At 73.6% G+C, this 18,728-nt stretch carries 20 protein-coding genes; 12 read left to right on the top strand and 8 right to left on the bottom strand.

The genetic code is table 11. From position 1 onward, the window contains the following. Positions 1-289: 289 nt before the first annotated feature. Positions 290-1,930, top strand: coding sequence for an ATP-binding cassette domain-containing protein (locus AB0469_RS22685; RefSeq protein WP_366453227.1), 1,641 nt, complete (start codon positions 290-292; stop codon positions 1,928-1,930). Positions 1,931-1,944: 14 nt separating this feature from the next. On the opposite strand, the gene AB0469_RS22680 is transcribed toward AB0469_RS22685, so the two are convergent. Continuing rightward, positions 1,945-3,594: an allantoin permease gene (locus AB0469_RS22680; RefSeq protein WP_366453226.1), complete on the bottom strand. Its 1,650-nt coding sequence runs from the start codon at positions 3,592-3,594 to the stop codon at positions 1,945-1,947. Positions 3,595-3,739: 145 nt separating this feature from the next. Continuing rightward, positions 3,740-5,431: a serine/threonine-protein kinase gene (locus AB0469_RS22675; RefSeq protein ID WP_366453225.1), complete on the bottom strand. Its 1,692-nt coding sequence runs from the start codon at positions 5,429-5,431 to the stop codon at positions 3,740-3,742. Between the two features lie 167 nt (positions 5,432-5,598). Here AB0469_RS22675 and AB0469_RS22670 point away from each other — a divergent pair, with 167 nt between their 5' ends. Next, positions 5,599-6,123, top strand: a complete 525-nt coding sequence (locus AB0469_RS22670; protein ID WP_366453224.1) for a hypothetical protein — start codon at positions 5,599-5,601, stop codon at positions 6,121-6,123. Positions 6,124-6,151: 28 nt separating this feature from the next. On the opposite strand, the gene AB0469_RS22665 is transcribed toward AB0469_RS22670, so the two are convergent. Further along, positions 6,152-7,027, bottom strand: coding sequence for a LysR substrate-binding domain-containing protein (locus tag AB0469_RS22665; protein ID WP_366453223.1), 876 nt, complete (start codon positions 7,025-7,027; stop codon positions 6,152-6,154). A gap of 70 nt (positions 7,028-7,097) precedes the next feature. Here AB0469_RS22665 and AB0469_RS22660 point away from each other — a divergent pair, with 70 nt between their 5' ends. Continuing rightward, positions 7,098-7,466 carry a nuclear transport factor 2 family protein gene (locus AB0469_RS22660; RefSeq protein WP_366453222.1) on the top strand — a complete coding sequence of 123 codons (369 nt, stop codon included), beginning with the start codon at positions 7,098-7,100 and terminating at the stop codon, positions 7,464-7,466. A gap of 72 nt (positions 7,467-7,538) precedes the next feature. On the opposite strand, the gene AB0469_RS22655 is transcribed toward AB0469_RS22660, so the two are convergent. Both AB0469_RS22655 and AB0469_RS22650 read right to left on the bottom strand, forming a co-directional pair. Next, positions 7,539-9,656: a SpoIIE family protein phosphatase gene (locus tag AB0469_RS22655; protein WP_366453221.1), complete on the bottom strand. Its 2,118-nt coding sequence runs from the start codon at positions 9,654-9,656 to the stop codon at positions 7,539-7,541. A 143-nt stretch (positions 9,657-9,799) separates the two neighbouring features. Then, positions 9,800-10,654 (bottom strand): helix-turn-helix transcriptional regulator, encoded by an 855-nt coding sequence (locus tag AB0469_RS22650; protein WP_366453220.1) that lies wholly within the window; start codon positions 10,652-10,654, stop codon positions 9,800-9,802. A gap of 146 nt (positions 10,655-10,800) precedes the next feature. On the opposite strand from AB0469_RS22650, the gene AB0469_RS22645 reads away from it, so the two are divergent. Next, the gene (locus AB0469_RS22645) at positions 10,801-11,535 is read left to right on the top strand and encodes an SDR family oxidoreductase (protein ID WP_366453219.1); all 735 of its coding nucleotides are present in this window, start codon (positions 10,801-10,803) and stop codon (positions 11,533-11,535) included. Positions 11,536-11,570: 35 nt separating this feature from the next. Here the strand turns inward: AB0469_RS22645 and AB0469_RS22640 are convergent, their stop codons facing one another. Continuing rightward, complete coding sequence (locus tag AB0469_RS22640; protein ID WP_366453218.1) at positions 11,571-12,032, bottom strand: MarR family transcriptional regulator; 462 nt, start codon at positions 12,030-12,032, stop codon at positions 11,571-11,573. Between the two features lie 114 nt (positions 12,033-12,146). Between AB0469_RS22640 and AB0469_RS22635 the strand changes: the two genes are divergently transcribed. From AB0469_RS22635 to AB0469_RS22625, 3 genes are all read left to right on the top strand, one after another. Then, on the top strand, positions 12,147-12,521 hold the full coding sequence (locus AB0469_RS22635) for a DoxX family protein (RefSeq protein WP_366453217.1): 375 nt from the start codon (positions 12,147-12,149) through the stop codon (positions 12,519-12,521). A 436-nt stretch (positions 12,522-12,957) separates the two neighbouring features. Further along, positions 12,958-13,788: an SDR family oxidoreductase gene (locus AB0469_RS22630; RefSeq protein WP_366453216.1), complete on the top strand. Its 831-nt coding sequence runs from the start codon at positions 12,958-12,960 to the stop codon at positions 13,786-13,788. A gap of 372 nt (positions 13,789-14,160) precedes the next feature. Next, positions 14,161-14,517, top strand: a complete 357-nt coding sequence (locus tag AB0469_RS22625) for a hypothetical protein (RefSeq protein ID WP_366453215.1) — start codon at positions 14,161-14,163, stop codon at positions 14,515-14,517. 193 nt (positions 14,518-14,710) lie between these two features. On the opposite strand, the gene AB0469_RS22620 is transcribed toward AB0469_RS22625, so the two are convergent. Beyond that, positions 14,711-15,211: a MarR family winged helix-turn-helix transcriptional regulator gene (locus AB0469_RS22620; RefSeq protein WP_366453214.1), complete on the bottom strand. Its 501-nt coding sequence runs from the start codon at positions 15,209-15,211 to the stop codon at positions 14,711-14,713. Between the two features lie 69 nt (positions 15,212-15,280). Between AB0469_RS22620 and AB0469_RS22615 the strand changes: the two genes are divergently transcribed. The 3 genes from AB0469_RS22615 (at position 15,281) to AB0469_RS22605 (ending at position 17,094) form a co-directional block, all read left to right on the top strand. Continuing rightward, entirely contained in the window at positions 15,281-15,994 is a 714-nt protein-coding gene (locus AB0469_RS22615; protein WP_366453213.1) for a hypothetical protein, read from the top strand. A 5-nt stretch (positions 15,995-15,999) separates the two neighbouring features. Beyond that, complete coding sequence (locus tag AB0469_RS22610) at positions 16,000-16,857, top strand: SGNH/GDSL hydrolase family protein (RefSeq protein WP_366453212.1); 858 nt, start codon at positions 16,000-16,002, stop codon at positions 16,855-16,857. Between the two features lie 114 nt (positions 16,858-16,971). Next, positions 16,972-17,094, top strand: a complete 123-nt coding sequence (locus AB0469_RS22605) for a hypothetical protein (protein ID WP_366453211.1) — start codon at positions 16,972-16,974, stop codon at positions 17,092-17,094. Between the two features lie 43 nt (positions 17,095-17,137). On the opposite strand, the gene AB0469_RS22600 is transcribed toward AB0469_RS22605, so the two are convergent. Continuing rightward, a complete protein-coding gene (locus tag AB0469_RS22600) occupies positions 17,138-17,455 on the bottom strand; it encodes a muconolactone Delta-isomerase family protein (protein ID WP_366453210.1) in 318 nt (105 codons plus the stop codon). Positions 17,456-17,659: 204 nt separating this feature from the next. Between AB0469_RS22600 and AB0469_RS22595 the strand changes: the two genes are divergently transcribed. Continuing rightward, entirely contained in the window at positions 17,660-17,908 is a 249-nt protein-coding gene (locus AB0469_RS22595) for a hypothetical protein (RefSeq protein ID WP_366453209.1), read from the top strand. A gap of 87 nt (positions 17,909-17,995) precedes the next feature. Further along, positions 17,996-18,526, top strand: coding sequence for a GNAT family protein (locus tag AB0469_RS22590; protein ID WP_366453208.1), 531 nt, complete (start codon positions 17,996-17,998; stop codon positions 18,524-18,526). Positions 18,527-18,728 lie beyond the last annotated feature (202 nt).

Here is an 18,728-nt window from a genome sequence, read left to right as displayed (position 1 = left end):
TGGGGAGGAGGGTGCGGCGCACGCATCCGCACACACGCAGGCACAGCCGCCCGCAGAGGGATCGGCGAACGCTTCCCGAAGTCCCCGTCGAGCACCACCCTTCCGCATGCGGGTGCATGCTGCAAGGAATCGCCGATGCCCCGAAACCGACGAGTGAATAGCCTGATCAGTCGCATAATCGACAGGCGGGGGAAAGTAATTGCATATGCGCCACAAGGTCGAAATCCCGCCAGCCGGGCCGCCGGAACCGAATCGCCCCGGGGGAATCCTGCCGCTAGCATCTGCTCCCATGGGCTACCTCGAAGCCGCTTCCCTGGGGCACGTCCTCCCCGACGGACGCGAGCTGTACAGCGATGTCTCGTTCCGTGTTCCGGCAGGCCAGACCGTCGCGCTCATCGGCGACAACGGTGCGGGCAAGACCACCCTCCTGCGCACCCTCTCGGGCGAGATCCCCGCGCAGCAGGGGGCGTTCCGCAGCCAGGGCGCCGTCGCCGTCATGCCGCAGTTCATCGGCAGCCTGCGCGACGACCGCACCGTCCGGGACCTCCTGCTCACCGTCGCCCCGATCCCCCTGCGGACGGCGGCCGCCGCCCTCGACGCGGCCGAACTCGCCATGATGGAGGCCGACGACGAACGCACCCAGGTGCGCTACGCACAGGCCCTGGTGGACTGGGGCGAGGCCGGCGGCTACGACCACGAGGTGCTCTGGGACACGGTGACGGTCGCCGCGCTCGGCGTCCCGTTCCAGGCCGCCCAGTTCCGGGAGGTGACGACGCTGTCCGGCGGCGAGCAGAAGCGGCTCGTCCTGGAGGCCCTGCTCCGGGGTCCGGCCGAACTGCTGCTGCTGGACGAGCCGGACAACTACCTGGACGTTCCGGGCAAGCGCTGGCTGGAGGAGCAGCTCACCCAGACCCGGCAGGGCGTGCTGCTGATCACCCACGACCGCGAGGTGCTGAGCCGCACGGCCGGCCAGGTCGTGACCCTGGAGGGCGGAACGGCCTGGACCCACGGCGGCGGGTTCGCCACCTGGGGCGAGGCCCGTGAGGCCCGCTGGCAGCGGGCGGCGGAGCTGCGCCAGCGCTGGAGCGAGAAGCACGACCAGCTCAAGGAGCTGGTCCGGACCCTGCGTCAGCAGTCCTCCATCAGCGACGAGATGGCCTCCCGGTACCACGCGGCGCAGACGCGGCTGGCGAAGTTCGAGGCGGCCGGGCCGCCGCCCGCACCGCCGCGCCGGCAGCGGGTCGCACCGGACCTGCGCGGCGGCCGCACCGGCATCCGTGCCATCACCTGCAAGAACCTCGAACTCAGCGGACTGATGCGGCCGTTCGACCTGGAGGTGTTCTTCGGCGACCGGGTCTGCGTGCTCGGTTCGAACGGATCGGGCAAGAGCCACTTCCTGCGCCTGCTGGACGAGGTCTCCCCCGATGCGGCCGCGACCGTGGCCCACACGGGCGAGTGCCGGCTGGGAGCGCGCGTCCGGCCCGGGCTCTTCGCCCAGACGCACCGGCACCCGGAGTGGGCCGGCCGGACCCCGGCCGACATCCTCGGGGCCGGCGAGGGCGACCGCCCCGGGCTGGACCTCCAGGGCGCCATGTCGGCCCTGAGCCGATACGGCCTGGCAGGGGCCGGCCGTCAGAACTTCGAGACCCTCTCGGGAGGCCAGCAGGCGCGCTTCCAGGTCCTGCTGCTGGAACTGGCCGGGGCCACCCTCCTGTTGCTGGACGAGCCGACCGACAACCTCGACCTGATCTCGGCCGAGGCCCTGGAGCAGGCGCTCGCCGGCTTCACCGGCACGGTGGTGGCCGTCACCCACGACCGCTGGTTCGCCCGGGTGTTCAGCCGGTTCCTCGTCTTCCGGGAGGACGGCCGGGTGGTGGAGACGGACGAACCGGTGTGGGACGAGGGCCGGGTCAGCCGCGTCCGCGGCTGACCACCGGGTCCGGCCTACACGGCGGCCGGCAGGACGTGCTCGCCGGCCGTGTCGGTGCTCAGGCACAGCGAGCAGACGACCGCCGCGTGGGCGACGCAGGCCGCCAGGTCGGGGCGCTCGTAGGGCCGGCGGCAGACGTGGCAGTCGAGGGTGACCGCGCTCGGGTTGCCGTCGGTGTCCAGCAGGGGCTCGGCGATGCCGTCGTCGGCGCGGCGCAGGTAGTAGCGGCCCCTGGTGACGACGGCCGCCAGCGGGGTGACGACGAAGGCGATGACGGCCGCGGCCACCGGCGAGTACGGCTGGAGGCCGTCGCCGAAGAGGTGGAAGTACAGGGCGATCGACAGTCCGGAGGCGGAGACGAAGGCCACGACGCCGACCGGATTGACCGCGTGGAGCATGCCCCGGCGGAACTCCGGCCGGAGCGGGGACAGCTTCAGCACGTACTTGTTGATGCCGATGTCGGTGGCCACGGTGACCACCCAGGCGATCGCGCAGTTCGAGTAGAAGCCCAGCACGCCGCTCAGGAAGCTGAACATGTCGGCTTCCATCAGGGCGAGCGCGAAGGCGAGGTTGACCAGGACGAAGACCATGCGGCCGGGGTAGTGCCGGGTGACCCGGGTGAAGGCGTTCGTCCAGGCCAGCGAGCCGGAGTAGGCGTTCGTCACGTTGATCTTGATCTGGCTGATGACCACCAGGACCACGGCCAGCGGGACGACCGCCCACGGCGGCATCATCGCCTCGAAGGCGCCGCGGAACTGCCGGATGGGCTCGGGCGCGGCGGCCGGTCCGGCCTCGGCGAGGACGTAGACGGCCAGGAAGACGCCGATGGCCTGCTTGAGCGCACCGAGCAGCACCCACCCGGGGCCGGCCAGGACCACCGCGGTCCACCAGGCGCGCCGGTTCGCCTCGGTCCTGGGCGGCATGAAGCGCAGGTAGTCGATCTGTTCGCCGATCTGCGCGATCAGGGACAGGCACACGCCCGCTCCGAGCATCACGGAGGCGGTGTCGACGGCGCCGTCGCCGTCCGTGCCGGCGTAGGACAGGAACCGGCCGACCGTGCCGGGGTCCTCGGCGACCAGGTAGACCAGCGGGCCGACCATGAGCAGCAGCCAGATCGGGGTGGTCCACACCTGGAGCCGGCTGAGCGCCTTCATGCCGTACACGACCAGCGGGATCACCATGAGGGTGGAGACGGCGTAGCCGAGCCACAGCGGCAGTCCCAGGCCGAGTTCGAGGCCCTGGGCCATGATCGAGCCCTCCAGGGCGAAGAAGACGAAGGTGAAGCTGGCGAAGATGATGCCGGTGAGGACCGAGCCGTAGTACCCGAAGCCGGAGCCGCGGGTGATGAGGTCGAGGTCGATGTTGTAGCGCGCGCCGTAGTAGGCCAGGGGGAAGCCGGTGACGAAGATGACGACCGCGGCGACGGCGATGGCCACCAGGGCGTTGCCGGTGCCGTGGGCCAGGCCGATGCCGGCGCCGATGGAGAAGTCGGCCATGTAGGCGATGCCGCCCAGGGCCGTGGTGGCCACGACCATGGGCGTCCAGCGGCGGTAACTGCGGGGTGCGAAACGGAGGGTGTAGTCCTCCAGCGTCTCCTCGACCGCCTGGCCGGCGGCGGTCCTCGCCGTGTCCGGCACGGCCTGGGGTGACTCGGTGGTGCTCATTGCGACGCCTCCCGGTGCAGGTGGGTGCCAGCGCTGCGCTGCGGTCGGCCACGCTAGGAAGCGGTTGTTACCCGGGGTGCGCGGCGGCGTGAACACCATGTTGCTGCGGGCGGTGCGCCGCTGCGCGCACGCCGCGCCGGGCCCGCTACTTGGCGGGCTTCCAGAGGGTCAGCGTGGTGACGTAGTCGGGCATGTCGGACGACGGGCCGCCGCCCTTGGCGGGGGGCACCACATCGGTGATCCGCAGCATCGCCAGGTTGCCCTCGCTGGTGACGGTGCACAGCACGGCGCCCTTGGCGAGGGGCGCGCCCAGGTTCAGGTCCTTGCGGGGGAGTGCGGCCGGCAGGGTGTCGGTGTCCACCCCGGCCCTGCACGCCTCGGGCGTGGTGCCGGCGGCCTTGCCCGTGGGAGTGAGGAACCTCAGGTCGGCGTCGCCCCAGTCCTGATAGGTGAGTTCCATGCCGGTGGTCTTGCCGATCCCGCCGTCGGGGAACAGCTTCGGTGCGTCCAGGTCGACGTGCGTACCGGTGTTGAAGGCCGGTGCGCGCAGGGTGAGCGGCTTGTCCTCGAAGACGAGCGTGTACGAGGCCTTCGGGGAGGGGGAGGACGGGGAGGACGCCGCGGAGGCGGGCGCCGACGGCTCCGTGGGCTTGCGGTCCGTCCGGGAGCCGTCGGCGGTGCCCGCGCCGCCGTCCGGGCCGACGACCGCCCAGGTCACGACCGCGGTGAGGCCCACGGTCAGCGCGATGCCGGCGGCGAGCAGGGCGGGGCGCACCTGCGGGGCGGATCGCGCAGAGGGGGCCCGCGTCGGATGCGGCGGGTGGGCCGGGGCGGGCCCCGGCGGGGCCGTCACCGTGGGCTGCCCGGACCAGTGGGCGCCGGCATCGGGGCGGGTCGGGGTCGGCGTGGGCTCCGGGGGGTGGGCGGCGGCCGCCTCGCGGCGGGCGATGCGCTCCATGAGCGGCGCCGGCAGCCAGCCGTCGAACGCGCGCAGCGGCCGCCCCGCCGCCCGTTCGCACAGCACGGCCAGCTCTTCCGGCGTGATGCGTGCCGCGGGGTCGGCGGTGAGACAGCGTTCCAGCAGGGTCCGCAGCGCAGGCGGGTGGTCGCCGAGATCGGGCGCCGCCCGCCCGGTGTTGGCGATCCTCACGGCGAGGGCGGTCGCGCCGCCCTCGCCGTAGGGGTGCCGGCCGGTCGCCGCGACCGCTGCGATCAGGCCGAGGGAGAACACGTCGGCGGCCGCGGTGACGGGCTCGCCCAGGGCCTGTTCGGGCGACATGTACTGCGGGGTGCCGACGATGCCGCCGCTGTGCGTCAGCTGCGTGCTCTCGGCCGCCCGCGCGATGCCGAAGTCGATGACGTACGGCCCGGTCGAGCCGAGCAGGATGTTGGCGGGCTTGAGGTCGCGGTGGACGACGTCCGCCGCGTGGATGGAGCCCAGCGCCCGGGCCGTGCAGCCGGCCAGCTGGAAGACGGCGGGCAGGGGGAGGGGGCCGCAGGAGGCGAGTGCGTCCGCCAGCGTGAGCCCGGGGACGAACGCCGAGGCGATCCAGGGGAGCGGCCCCGTCGTGTCGTGGTCGACGACCGGCACCAGGTGGTAGCCCTGCACCCGGCGCGCGGCCCGCACCTCCTGCTCGAAGCGGCGCCGGAAGCCCGGGTCCCGGCCGTACTCGCGGCGGATCACCTTGAACGCCACCGGCTGCCCGCCCCGGGTGCGGGAGAGGTACACGGTGCCCATTCCGCCCTCGCCGAGTCGGGCCAGGAGCCGGTAGCCGGAGGTCTCGCGCGGGTCGAGGGGGTCGAGAGGGGTCAGTATGTCGTCGCTGCCGTTCGTCACGGTGACCCACCCTAAGCGCTGTGACGTGCCGTCAGACATGCTGGTGCGTAAGGCACGTTCGGGTTGCCGATCGGGGCGGGGGCGGAGTGCGCCGATCCGGAGCGTTCGCCGGCGACACACGGCGCAGGCGACCCGCCGTACCGGAACGCGCGGCCTAGGGTGCTCCCATGGGGCACGACAGCACCGCCGGAGGACCTGGGGAGACGGGGGACCCGCGGTTCGAGGCCGCCCTGCTCAAGGAGCGCATCTACGCGACGATCACGATGATCTCGGTGGTCATCGGGCTGCGGGCCGCCGGACACGTGGACGCGGCCGGCGCCGCCGCGACACTGGGGACGACGGCCGTCGGGTTGTGGCTGGCGGCGGTCGTCGCCGACCAGCAGGCCCACCGGGTGGTGCACGGCAGGCTGGCCACCGGGCGGGAGCTGCGCGCCATGCTGTCCGTCAGCAGTCCGCTGCTGCTGTCCGCCGCGGGCCCTCTGGTGCTGGTCGCCGCGGCCGCGGCGGGCGTGATGGCCGTCGACACGGCTCTGCTGGCCGCGGCGGTGGTGAGCGTCGCCGGTCTGTTCGCCTGGGGCTGCTACGGCGGTGTGCGCATGGGCGGCGGCATCCTGTCCGCCCTCCTGGCCGGTGCCCTCGACGCCGCGATCGGCCTGGCCGTGGCCCTGGTGAAGGCCGCCGCCGGCCACTGACCGGCGGCGGCCGGACGCGCAACGCCTCCTAGCCGGCTCTCAGTGCGGCGAGGAGGCGGGTGTGCAGCAGCTGTGCGGCGGGGGAGTGCTGGCCCCGGCGGGTGAGGAGGCCGAGTCGGGCGTGTGTGGCGGCGTCGGCGAGCGGGACGGTGCGCAGGCCGGTGCCCTGTGCGGAGGACGCGCTGAGGACGGCGGTGCCCGCGCCGCGCTCGGCGAGGCGGAGCAGGGCGGCCGGGGAGCTGGCGTCGAGGTCCACGCGCGGCTCGAGGCCGACCCGGCGGCAGGAGTCCTCGTACGCGGCGCGGATTCCGGTGCCCGGGGAGAGGGTGAGGATCTTCTCGCCGCGCAGGTCGGCGAGGTGCAGCTCCGTCCGGTCGAGGGGGTGCCCGGCCGGGACGACGGCGGCGAGCGGCTCGTCGACGACGGTGCTCACCTCCAGGCCCGGGGCCACGTCGCCCGCGTAGCCGATCAGGGCCAGGTCGAGGGAGCCGGAGAGGACCCGGGCCTGGAGGTCGTCGGAGTGGCCCTCGTGAAGGCTGAGTTCGATGCCGGGGTGGGTGCGGCCGAGGTCGGCGACGGTGTCGAGGAAGGGCGGGATCGAGCAGCCCGTGATCATGCCGAGACGGACCCGGCCCCGGACGGCGGTGGAGAACTCGGCGGCGGTGTGCTGGATGGCCTCCAGGGTGGCGAGGGCGCTCTTCGCGAGGGGGAGGACGGCCTCACCGGCCGGGGTCGGGCGGACGCGGCGGCCGGACCGGTCGAGCAGCTGCTGGCCCAGTTCCGACTCCAGTTTGGCCACCTGGGTGCTGATGCCGGACTGGCTGACGTGCAGGCGCTGGGCGGCGGCCGTGAAGGTGCCCTCGTCCATGATCGCGGCGAAGTAGCGCAGCTGATGGATCTCCATATCCGGCAATGATAGATCCCATCTGATCCATCTGTTGGACGGATGGAAGGGTGGCTTGGAGGATGGAGGCATGACGACGACGAAGACCGCGCGCGAGCTTGCCGAGACCTACTTCACCGCCTGGGAGGCGGGCGACTTCGAGGCCCTGAGGGGGGTGCTGGCCCAGGACGTCGAATTCGTCGGAGCGCTGGGTACGGCGTCGGGCGTGGAGGAGGCGCTCACCGGACTGGAGGGGCTCGGCCGGGTGCTGGAGAGGATCGACGTGAAGGTGCGGGTGGCGGAAGGCGACGAAGTGATCACCTGGTTCGAGCTCTGCACGAGCGTCGCACCGCCCGCCCCGACGGCGAACTGGATGCACGTGGAGGACGGGAAGGTCACCCGGATTCGGGTGACCTTCGACCCCCGCGGACTGCTGGCGGGATTCGAACGGCAGCACTGAACCGTGACGGGGTGGAGGGCGCCGGCCCGGCGGAGGGGGCCACCGGCCCCGGTGCCGCTGCCGGGCCGCCCTTCAGGACGGGCGGGCACCGGCCGCGGGCGGGTGGTCTTCCACCTGGGCGATGACCAGGGCGACGTCGTCGGCGGCGTCGCGGTGGCGCAGGGCGGCCAGGAGCCGGTCGCAGGCCGCCTCGGGGGAGAGCCCCGGAGCGGAGAGGAGGCCGAGCAGCAGGTCGAAGCGGTCGTCCAGGGCGTCGTCACGGGTCTCGACGAGGCCGTCGGTGTACAGGATCAGCCGGTCGCCGGGCAGCAGGTCGAGGAGGCCGCTCTCGAACCCGGCGTCGCCGAGACCGCCCGTGCCGAGCGGCACGCCCACCGGAAGGTCGACCAGCTCGGGGGCCCGCCCCGCCCGGATGACGACGGGCGGCGGGTGGCCGGCCAGGGCCACGCGGCAGCGCGAGCCGTACGGGTCCCACGTGGCGTAGACGCAGGTCGCCATGGTCCCGTCGAGTTCGGCGGTGATGTGGTCGAGGTGGCGCAGGACCTCAGCCGGATCGAGGCCGAGGTCCGCCAGGGTGCGGGTGGCCGTGCGCAGCTGCCCCATGGTGGCGGCGGCGTGCACGCCGTGTCCCATGACGTCGCCGACCACGAGGGCGGTCTGGTCCTCGGGCTGGGGGATCGCGTCGAACCAGTCGCCGCCGATCCCGCTGGCGGCCGCCGCGGGCTGGTAGCGGTAGGCGATCCGGAGGCCGGCGGCCCGGGGCGGGGGGTGCGGGAGCAGGTGGCGCTGGAGGGTCAGGGCGGTGTCGGCGGCGTGCTGGTACCAGCGGGCGTTGTCGATGGCGATGGCGGCGCGCGTGGCCAGCTCCCCGGCCAGCGTGACGTCGTCGTGGCCGAAGGGGCGCGGATCGCGGGTGCGCAGGAGGCCGAGGGCGCCGAGGACCTGGCCGCGGGCGCGCAGGGGCACGGCCAGGTAGGAGTGCGCGCCCTCCCGGGCCAGGAGGTCCGCGGCCGCCCCGTCGCGTGCGATGCGCTCCAGGTCGGCGGCGGTGACGTGCGGGACGAGGACGGGGCGCCCGCTGGTGACGCAGCGGGTGACCAGGCGGTCTGCCGCGTACGTGGTGCGCTCGCCGACCGGGTCCGCGGCGCGGACGGCGGCCGTCTCGTAGGAGCTCGCCAATGCCATGGCCATGAAGAGGGCCTGCCCGGGCGGGGCGCCGGCTGCCGAGGTCTGACGGCCTTCGAGGATCGAGTCGAGGAGGTCGACCGAGGCCAGGTCGGCCAGGTCGGCCACGAGCACGTCGGCGAGTTCGTGGGCCGTCCGCTCCAGGTCCAGCGTGGTCCCCACGGTGACCGACGCCCGGGCGATCAGGTCCAGGCGTCTGCGGGCCTCGGCCGCCTCCCGGGCCGCACGGTGGCTGGCGGTGACGTCCACGACCACCAGGGCCACGCCGATCACCCGTCCGCCCGGGTCCTCCAGCCGGTAGTACGAGCCCGACCAGGCGCGCTCCTCGTGCGGATCGGCGGGGGTGTGCCCGGTCCCGTACTGGTCCAGCAGCGGCACGCCGGTGTCCAGGACCTGCCGCATGGACGCCTCGATCACGTCCGTGTCCAGGAAGGGCACGGCCTCACGGGGCGTCCGGCCCAGGTGCTCTTCGGCGGGCAGGCCGTTGATCCGCTCCAGCGTGGGGTTGACCAGGACGTAGCGCAGGCCCGTGTCCAGCACGGCCAGCCCGAGCGGAGACTGGGCCACCAGCGGCACCGACAGCGCCAGATCGCGCTCCACGCCCCGCAGGACCGCCTCGTCGCAGGCGATGCCCAGGGCGTACACGCCGCCCCGCTCGTCCTGCAGCCGCATGTTGCGAAACTCCGCCGGCCTCGTCGAGCCGTCCTTGTGGCGTACGGGGAAGACGCCCGCCCAGGCGCCGCCACCGCCCATGACCTTGGCGAACAGTTCGAGGACCAGGTCGACGTCCTCCTCGGCCACCAGCAGCTCGGCCGCGTAGCGGCCCAGCGCCTCCGCTGCCGACCAGCCGAACAGGTCCTGCGCCTGGGGACTCCACAGGGTGATCCGCCCTTCGGCGTCCAGGACCACGGCGGCCACGCTCAGGACGTCCAGCAGACCGCCCGGCTCGGAGGGGAACATCCGCACGGGGCCGGGCCCGGTGCTGAACGCCTCGGACGCGACCATGGCCGGACCTCCTTCGCCCACCGCGGCGTCGGCACAGTCGTGATGCGGGTGAGGGCACGCACCAACCAGAATCGCATCTGTGGCCCGCCCGGTCGATGCGGTGGGCGTGTGCAGGGCCTCGTCGACCCACCCTGCTTCCCGCCTCAGAAGGGGGCCGGCGGCCCGCTCCGCTCCGCGGGGGCACCCGCTCGCGGGAGGAGGGCCAGGGCCCGGGCGCCGGGGCTGCCGGGGGCCGCCTGGTAGACGACGAGCTGCAGGTCCCCGGGTGCCGCCCGGACGTCGAAGGCGAGGTACGTGAGGCTGAGCGCACCGGCGTGCGGATGCCGGAACTCCTTGGTGCCCTGGGTCTTTCCCCTGATCACGTGCCGGTTCCAGAGCCGGTCGAAGTCCGTGCTGCGGCCGCGCAGGACGTCCACGAGTTCCCTCAGCCGGCCGTCGTGCGGATGGGTGCCGACGGCCCGGCGCAGATGCCCCGCCGTGGCTTCCGCCGTGGCCGCCCACCGGGTGTAGAACCGCGGGCCTGCCGGATCGAGGAAGACCATGCGGGCGAGGTTGTCCATCCGCTCGAAGGGCGCGTGCAGGCCCTGGGCCAGGGAATTGGCGGCCAGGACGTCCAGGGCGCGATTGATCACGAAGGCCGCCGCGTCCCGCTGGCCTTCCAGCAGGTGCCGCAGCCCGGGAGGGAGCGCGTCGGCGGCCTGCGCACGCCGGTTGCCCGGTGCGGTGCCCGCCAGCCGGTGGAGGTGGGCCAGGGCGTCGGTGTCCAGGCGCAGGGCGCGTCCGAGTGCTTCGGTCAGCTGGGCCGAGGGGTTGCGTTCCCGCCCCTGCTCGAGCCGGGTGTAGTAGTCGGCGTTCACACCGGCGAGGACCGCGACCTCTTCGCGGCGCAGCCCGGGGACCCGTCGTACGCCGTGGCTGGTCATGCCCACGTCCTGCGGGCTGGTGCCCGCTCTGCGGGCGCGGAGGAACTCCCCGAGGGGGCTGTGGGTGCCGGCCATGGGCACAGGGTAGGCCGCGGGACCGTACTGCTGCCTGGGTGCGGTGCACCCAGGCAGCAGCCGTCCTGGTGGGCCCGCCCGCGCCCGGGACAGACTCCGGGCCGTGCACCGCACCGGGCGGCGCACAGCGCAGAGGGGTTGCCCAGATGAAGAACACGCCCAAGGCCGTCGCGGTCACCGGGGCCAGCAGCGGCATCGGCGAGGCCACCGCGCGCCGGCTCGCCGCCGACGGCCACCGCCTGCTCCTCGGCGCGCGGCGCGCCGACCGGCTGGCCGCACTCACCGCGGAGATCACCGCCGCGGGCGGCACCGCGGCCTTCCGGCGGCTGGACGTCACGGACGCCACCGACACCGCGGAGTTCGTCCGCGCCGCCCAGGAGCTGTACGGGAGGGTGGACGCGGTCGTGAACAACGCGGGCGTGATGCCGCTGTCCCCGCTGGAGGCGCTGCGGATCGCGGAGTGGGACCGCATGATCGACGTGAACGTGCGGGGCGTGCTGCACGGCATCGCCGCGGCCCTTCCCCTCATGCGCGCCCAGGGGAGCGGGCACTTCGTGAACGTCGCCTCCGTCGGCGCGTACGAGGTCTCGCCGACCGCCGCCGTCTACTGCGCGACCAAGTACGCCGTCCGTGCCGTCTCCGAGGGCCTGCGGCAGGAGTCGGCGGGTGACATCCGGGTCACCCTCGTCTCCCCGGGCGTGACCGAATCCGAGCTCGCGGACCACATCGCCGATCCGGCGGCCAGGAAGGAGATGGAGAGCTACCGGGCCGTGGCCCTGCCCGCCTCCGCCATCGCGGACGCGATCGCCTACGCACTGGCCCAGCCGCCGGAGGTCGACGTCAACGAGATCGTCGTCCGCCCGGCGGCCGGCGTCCGGTAGCGGCCGGGGAGTGACGGTACGGGTGCGGTGGTCCGTCAGCCGTCGACGGCCTCGTTGACGCGGTGGCCGATGGTGCGCAGGGTGCGCTGCTGGGCCTGCGTGAGCGGGTCGAACACGAGGCGGCGGACCTCCTCGACGTGCCCCGGAGCGGTGGCGACGGTCTTCTCCCAGCCGGTCTCGGTGAGGAGGGCCAGGGTGTAGCGGCCGTCGTCCGGATCGGGGCTGCGGCGCACCCAGCCCTGCTTCTCCAGGCGCTTGACCACGTGGGACAGGCGGGAGAGCGAGCCGTTGGTGAGGAGCGCCAGGTCGCTCATGCGCATGGTCCGGTCGGCCGCCTCGGACAGGGTGGCGAGGACCTGGTACTCGAAGTGGCTGATCCCGGCGTCGCGCTGCAGTTGGCCGTCCAGCGCGCTCGACAGGTTGATCACCATGGCGGTCAGGGACAGCCAGGTCTGCCGCTCCTCGGCGTCCAGCCAGCGGGGTTCGTTCGACTCCATGACCCCATCCTAGCTTGACCCTTCAAGCGGAACTCTTGCCATTCACTTGACGCTTCAACTCTTCCTGCGTAGCTTTTAGCTTGAACATTCAAGTAAATGGATGGGAATCCCCTCATGAACACCACGTTGTGGATCATCTCCGGCGTCCTCGCGCCGACGTTTCTGGCGGCAGGGCTGATGAAGGTCGGCGGGACGCGCGAGAAGCTCGCCGCCTCGGGCATGGCCTGGGCCGGGGACTTCTCCCCGCAGTCGGTCAAGGCGATCGGCGCCGCCGAGGCGCTCGGCGCCCTGGGGCTGGTCCTTCCGGCCGCGCTCGGCATCGCCCCGGCCCTGACGGCCTGGGCCGCCCTCGGGCTCGCGGCGACGATGCTCGGCGCCACCGCCGTGCACCTGCGCCGCAGGGAGGCGAAGGCGGTACCCGTCAGCCTGCTGCTCCTCCTCCTGGCCGCCTTCGTGGCCTGGGCCCGCTTCGGCCCCTACGCCTTCTGACCCCCCTTCCCGCCGCGATCCGGACACACGGGTCCTGCGGTGCCGTCCTGCGTCCGACCGTGGACCGGCCGGCGTCTTCCCGGCGCGGTTCTGCACGGACACCGCCCCCGGCTGGACATGCTGGGGTCGCGAACCCCGGAACCGACCCTCAGGGAGCCGTGAGCCGTGAGCCGTGAGCCGTGAGCCGTGACCACCTCGATCGCCGTCGTTCCGTTCCCCGACCCCGCACCACGGCACATCACGGCCGCCAAGGGGCAATCCCCGCCCGTGGCGGGGCCGGGCCCCGTCGCCACCCGGCCGGCCCGGTGACCCCCGCCGCACGGGCGGGGACGCGCGCCGGAGCCCTCGCAGGACCGCAGCGGCCGTCCGCGGGCAGAGGCGGCGGGGGAGGGGACGCCGTGCCCGGGTGGCAGGGGCGGGGCCCGGGGGCGGGGCGATGACCCCGTCCGCACCGCCGCGCGAGGACGCGGCCGACGGCGACCGCGGCCTGGCCGGGAAGACCGTCGTGGTCACCGGAGCCGGCCGCGGCATCGGGCTCGCGATCACGGAGGCGTTCCTCGCGGCGGGATGCCGCGTCGTCGCGGGATCACGGCAACGCACCGAGGCCCTCGACCGGCACCTCCGGCAGGGCGCGGACCTCACCGCCGTGGAGATCGACCTCGCGACCCCGGGCGGCCCGGCCGAGCTCGTCGCCGAAGCCGTGGGCCTCCACGGCGGCATCGACGTACTGGTGAACAACGTCGGAGCGGTGCGCCCGCGGCTGGACGGATTCCTGGGCGTGACGGACGAGGACTGGGACTGGACCCTGACCGTCAACCTCATGACCGCCGTCCGCGCCACCCGGGCCGCCCTGCCGCACCTGATCGCGTCCGGCGCGGGCCGCATCGTCGCCGTCTCCTCGGTCAACGCGCGCCTGCCGGACCCCCTGGTCATCGACTACGGCGCGGCCAAGGCCGCGCTGACCAACTTCTGCAAGGCCCTGTCGAAGGAGGTGGGGCCGCACGGCGTGCGGGTGAACTCGATCGGTCCCGGCCCGGTGGAGACGGCACTGTGGCAGGGCGCCGACGGCGTCGCCGCCGAGATCGGGCGCTCCCGCGGCGTCGACCCGGGCGACGTGGCCCGCGCCGCCGCGGCCCGGTCGGTGACCGGCCGCTTCACCCGGCCGTCGGAGGTCGCGCAGCTCGTGCTGTTCCTCGCCGGTCCGGGCGGGGCGAACATCACGGGAGCCGACTTCGTCATCGACGGAGGCCTCGTGGAATCCCTCTGACCGCATGTCTCGCTCGGCCCGGGCGCCTTCGGGCCCGTCGCGTCCGCCGCGCTCGTCCGCCCCTGTCCGCCGCCCGCGGGTGCGCCACCCGTAGGGGACCGGGCGGAAGCCGAACGCGTCCTCGGTTTGCCGCGGCCGCACGGGTGAACCGTCCGCTCCTCGGGAGTGGACCTGACGGACCGTCCGAAACGCCGGTTCCAAAAGGGCCTGCGCGGTTTTCCACAGCGCAGATGAAACCTTTATCCACATTTTCTGCTCTGTTTCGAAGTTTTCGGGTGCGGTACGGCTGTGTGCGGCACGCCCGCTGTGTGGTGTGTCTCCCTGCATGTCCCACTCGAACGAAAGCAGAACTCCGTGTTCAAGAAGGCCCTTGTGGCAGCCTCGGTCGTGGCGATGGTGACCGGCACGGCCGGCGTGGCGGAAGCGGACGACGTCGTCCGTGTCGTGACGAGCGGCCCGGTCACGCTCCCCGTGTCCTCCGGCGGATTTCCCGGCCGTGCCTCGGCCGCGGTCGGGTGTCCGGCCGGCGAGACCCGTACGGGCGGCGGGGCCATCGTGACTGCCGGGAACTCTCACGCCGAGCGGTACGCCCTCGGCGCGAGTGCGCCCATCGCCGGCGAGCGGTGGTGGGCGTTCGCGACGAACACCGACACCACCAACCCGGGCACGCTGGAGGTCTACGCCATCTGCGCGAAGGTCGTCAACAACCCGACGCTCACCACCCCCTGACCCGGGCTGCGGGAACGGCCGGCAGGGCGGGGGCGGATCTCGCCCGGTCCCGCCGGTCCTCCTGAGGGGGTGCTGAGGTGAAGGGGCGGGTGGGGTCCCGGTGAGGGTCCCCACCCGCCCCGCTCCGCTTCCGGGGCCCTCGCTGCGCGTCCTCGGCGGGCGCGCGCCGGAGCGTCGGGCGCCTGAGCGGCCCTCAGCCGCGGCTGCGGTAGCCGGGGTGGACCCCGGGAGTCAGCCCCTGCTCGGTGGCGATGCGCGCGAGGAGGCCGGAGAGGAGCGTGCGCTGCTCCGGGTCGAGGGCGGCGAGCAGGGCGTCCTCGTGGGCCGCGGCCGCACGGGAGACCGCGCCGAGGGCGCGTGTGCCCTCCGCCGTGAGGTGGAGTTCGTGGTTGCGGCGGTCTTCGGCGCTGCGCCGCCGTTCGACGAGGTCCTTGCCCTCCAGGTTGTCGATCAGTGTGACGACGCGGCTCGGTACGACCCCCAGGTCCTCGGCGAGGGCCCGCTGGCTGCGTCCCGGCTGTGTGGCGATCATGCGGAGCAGTCCGACGTCCGCCGGCACCAGTCCCAGGTGGCCGATGTGTTCGGCGAAGCGTGCGGCGGCGTGCGCGCCGATCTGGGCGAGGAGGAACGCGGCTCCGCGCGGCCCGGGGGCCGGGGCGGGATCCGCCGTATGCGGTTGCGGGGGAGTGTCCACCCGCCTATCGTAAGCCTCGCGCAATGATTCACCTCACTGAACGATTTATCGCAGAGAATGGATCCCGCCGTGACCGCGACCCCGGACACCGCCATCCCGCAGGCACGCAGCCGCCGCGACCCGCAGGCCGGGCCGCCACCCGGCGTCCTCGCGGTGGTCTTCACCGCGCTCTTCCTCGCCGGGCTCGTGCTCAGCACCCTCCTCGCCGGGGGCGACCCCTTTCCCTCTCCCTTCGGGTCCACCGACACGGTGACCTCCTACTTCCGCGACCACACCGATGCGGTCCAGGTCTCCGGAGCCTTGCAGTTCGCGGCCTCCGTGCCGCTCGCGATCTATGCCGCGACCGTCTCGGCACGGCTGCACAAGCTCGGGATCCGTGCCCCCGGCGCCACCATCGCCCTCGCCGGGGGTGTCCTCGCCTCGGCCTTCCTCGCCTGCTCGGGGCTGGTCACCTGGGTGCTGTCCCGGCCCGAGGTCGCGGGGCGCGCCGAAGCCGTACGGGCCCTGCAGTACCTGGCCTTCGGCCTCGGCGGCCCCGCCCACGTCGTCCTGCTCGGCCTGCTGATCGCCGGCATCGCCGTACCCGGGCTGCTCGCCGGCCTGCTGCCCCGTGCCCTGGCGGTGGCGGGCCTGACGGTCGCGGCCGTCGCCGAACTGTCCACACTGGTCCTGCTGACCGACGCCGCCGCCCTGCTGCTGCCCGTCGCCCGGTTCGCCGGCCTGCTGTGGCTGGTCGCCGCCGGGTTCCTGCTGCCGCGCCGCCGCGTCCGCACGGAGGGCTGACCGACATGACGAACACCGTCCCCGACCCGGCGGAACAGATGCTCCGCTTCCACCAGCCGGAGAGGGTCCTGCGACACCTCGGCCCCGCCCCCGACGAGGCCGCGCTCGCCGCCCTCTTCGGCCTCGACCGGGCCGGATACCGGACGCGCCTCGACGGGTTCGAGGAGCGGAACCGGTCGGCCGCCACCGCGCTCGCGGCCCGTCCGGGAGCGACCGCACTCCGTGCAGGCCTGCCGTTCCGGCCGGGCGGGCACGTGGTGGCCGTCGGGGAGAGCACCACCGCCGACCGGCTCTCCTGGTTCGAGATCCTGCGGCACCTCCTCCCGGAGGGCGTCCGCTGCACCAACACGGCCGTATCCGGCAGTACGACGACCCAGGCCCTCGCGAACCTCCCGCAGCTCACGTTCCAGCGGCCCGACTGGGTGCTGTGCATGCTGGGGGCGAACGACGCCCAGCGGCTGGACGGAGTCCCGCTCGTCGCCGCCGCCGAAACCCGCCGCACCCTGCTGGCCCTGCGCGACCTGACGGTCCGCCGGACCGGGGCCCGCTGGATCTGGCTCACCCCGCCCGGTGTCGACGCCGGGCGCGCCGCCGAGTACGTGCACTTCCGGCGCGCGGGACTGACCTGGGCCGGGCCGGACCTCGACGCCGTCGCGGAATTCCTGCTCGCGCAGCCCGAGACCACGGTCGACACCCGGGGCGCCGTGCAGGGCCACCTGGAGGAGGACGGCATCCACCTCACCCCGGCCGGCCAGCGGCGCATCGCCGCGACCGTGCTCGAGGTGCTCGGTTCCCTGCCGGACCGGGCAACGGGCCGACCGGCGGAGGGAACGCGGGACACACGCCGAATGTCCCACGGGTGACCGGTCGGTGAAGTTCCGCCGCTGCGTCCGGTACCCACCGGATCCACCAGGTCGAGATCACCACCGTGGCCCGGCCGTGCTGCCCCTGGGCGCCGGGCCCGCCACGATCACACGATGAACCGGGAGAACCGTGAAGACCCCAGCGCCTTCACCCTCCCCATCCAGGACGCCTTCGCCACCAGCTGGGAGCGCGACCGCGCCGCCACCGGCCGCTGGAGCGCCTGGCACCGCGCCTGACCCCACGCCTCCCGCCGGCGCGGAACATCCCCGGGCCGCAGTGTCAGTGGGTGGACGCGGAGCCCGCTGCGGTACCGCGTCCCGGGTCGTTGGGGTGCGGTTCCAGCGGCGTCACCCGGAACGACATCCAGGCGTGCAGCGGAAGGGTGCCGAGCACCTCGGTGCGGAGCTCGTTCTCGTCGGCGGCCCGCCACAGGCCGATGCTGCGCAGTTCGCCGACGGGACGCCACAACCGGTCCAGGTGGCCGGCCGCCGCCAGTTCACGGGCGCGCACCGCCTCGGCGGCGCGACGGTCGTCGACCTCGGCGCGCGGGGTGCCGTCGGGGACGGCGGTGGTGATCTCGACCAGGAATTCCCGCATGCTCCGGATCCGTTCGCTCGGGCGCCGGACAGGGCCGGGCGCGTGGGGTGCCCACCGTGCCGCGAGCACCGCGATGCGCCCATCCTGTCCCCACCGGAGGGCACGCGCCACGACCCGGCCCTCCGGTGTCGTGCCGGCCGCGCGGTCTGTTGTGATCACCACTTTCGGCCCCGCCGTGCGCGGCCCGGACGTAGAGTCCGGTGCATGAACGTAAACGGGGATCTTGAAGCCAAGGACGTGTACGAGATCGGGCCGCTGACCTACCGCCAGGGGCACGTGTCCGTCTGGAAGGAAGACGGCGGGTGCAGGGAGGAAGCGCTCATGCACGACCGCGCGGTCGTCGCCGTGTACACCGGCACTCCGCAGGACCGCGGCCACCAGTTGTTCCGCGCCTGGGTGACGGCCGAGGAGCTCCCCTCGGTCCTGGGCCACTGGGCGAACATCCTGCGCTGAGGCGCGGGGAGCGGACACGAGGAAGGCTCGTTCGAGCCGTTGCACAGGCCGGCCGTCTCATCCGACGTACCGTGACGAGGTCATCCCATGCACCGCAGCACCAGGATCCGTCTGATCGAGCCGGAAGACGCCGCCCCCATAGCAGCGCACCGGGCGCGTGACGTCGAGGCCTTCCGTCCGTGGGAACCGGCCCAGCCGGACGACTTCTTCACGCCGGAGGGCCAGGCGGAACGGATCGGAAGACTGCTGGCCGGATACCGGGCGGGCACGGTCTGGCCGGGCGTGGTACTCGCCGACGACGACCAGGTGATCGGGCAGGTCACCGTCGGAGGCATCCTGCCGCAGCCGCACCTGCTGCGCGGCTCCGTCGGATACTGGATCGCCGGCGTCGCCCAGAACCGGGGCCACGCCGGGCGCGCCGTCGCGCTCGTACTCCGAGTGATGGCCGAGGAACTCGGGCTGCACCGCGCGGAGGCGTCCACCCACTTGGAGAACCTGCCCTCGCAGCGGGTGCTGCGGCGCAACGGGTTCAGCCCGTACGGCGTCGCGCACTCCTCGATCCTCCTCGACGGGCGCTGGCGGGACGGCCTGCTGTGGGAACGGCTCCTCGGCGAATAGAGACGGGCCCCGCCCCTCCGAGCACCACCCGGTCACGGGCGGGGAATCCCACGCCGGATCCGCGTTCTTCCACGGCCCGGGTCGATCGGCATCGAGCGACATCCGCTCCCGGGACGCGTCCCCCTGGCGCGCCCCGACGCGGCGTGGTCCCGTCAGCCATCAGGCGCATGCCCGGATCCTCCCACGTGGAGGCGCCGCCGGA

It is taken from the genome of Streptomyces sp. NPDC093801, from assembly GCF_040701585.1.
Taxonomy (GTDB): domain Bacteria; phylum Actinomycetota; class Actinomycetes; order Streptomycetales; family Streptomycetaceae; genus Streptomyces.
Note: the sequence above shows the minus strand (reverse complement) of the source record. Positions and strands in the feature narration are given on the sequence as shown.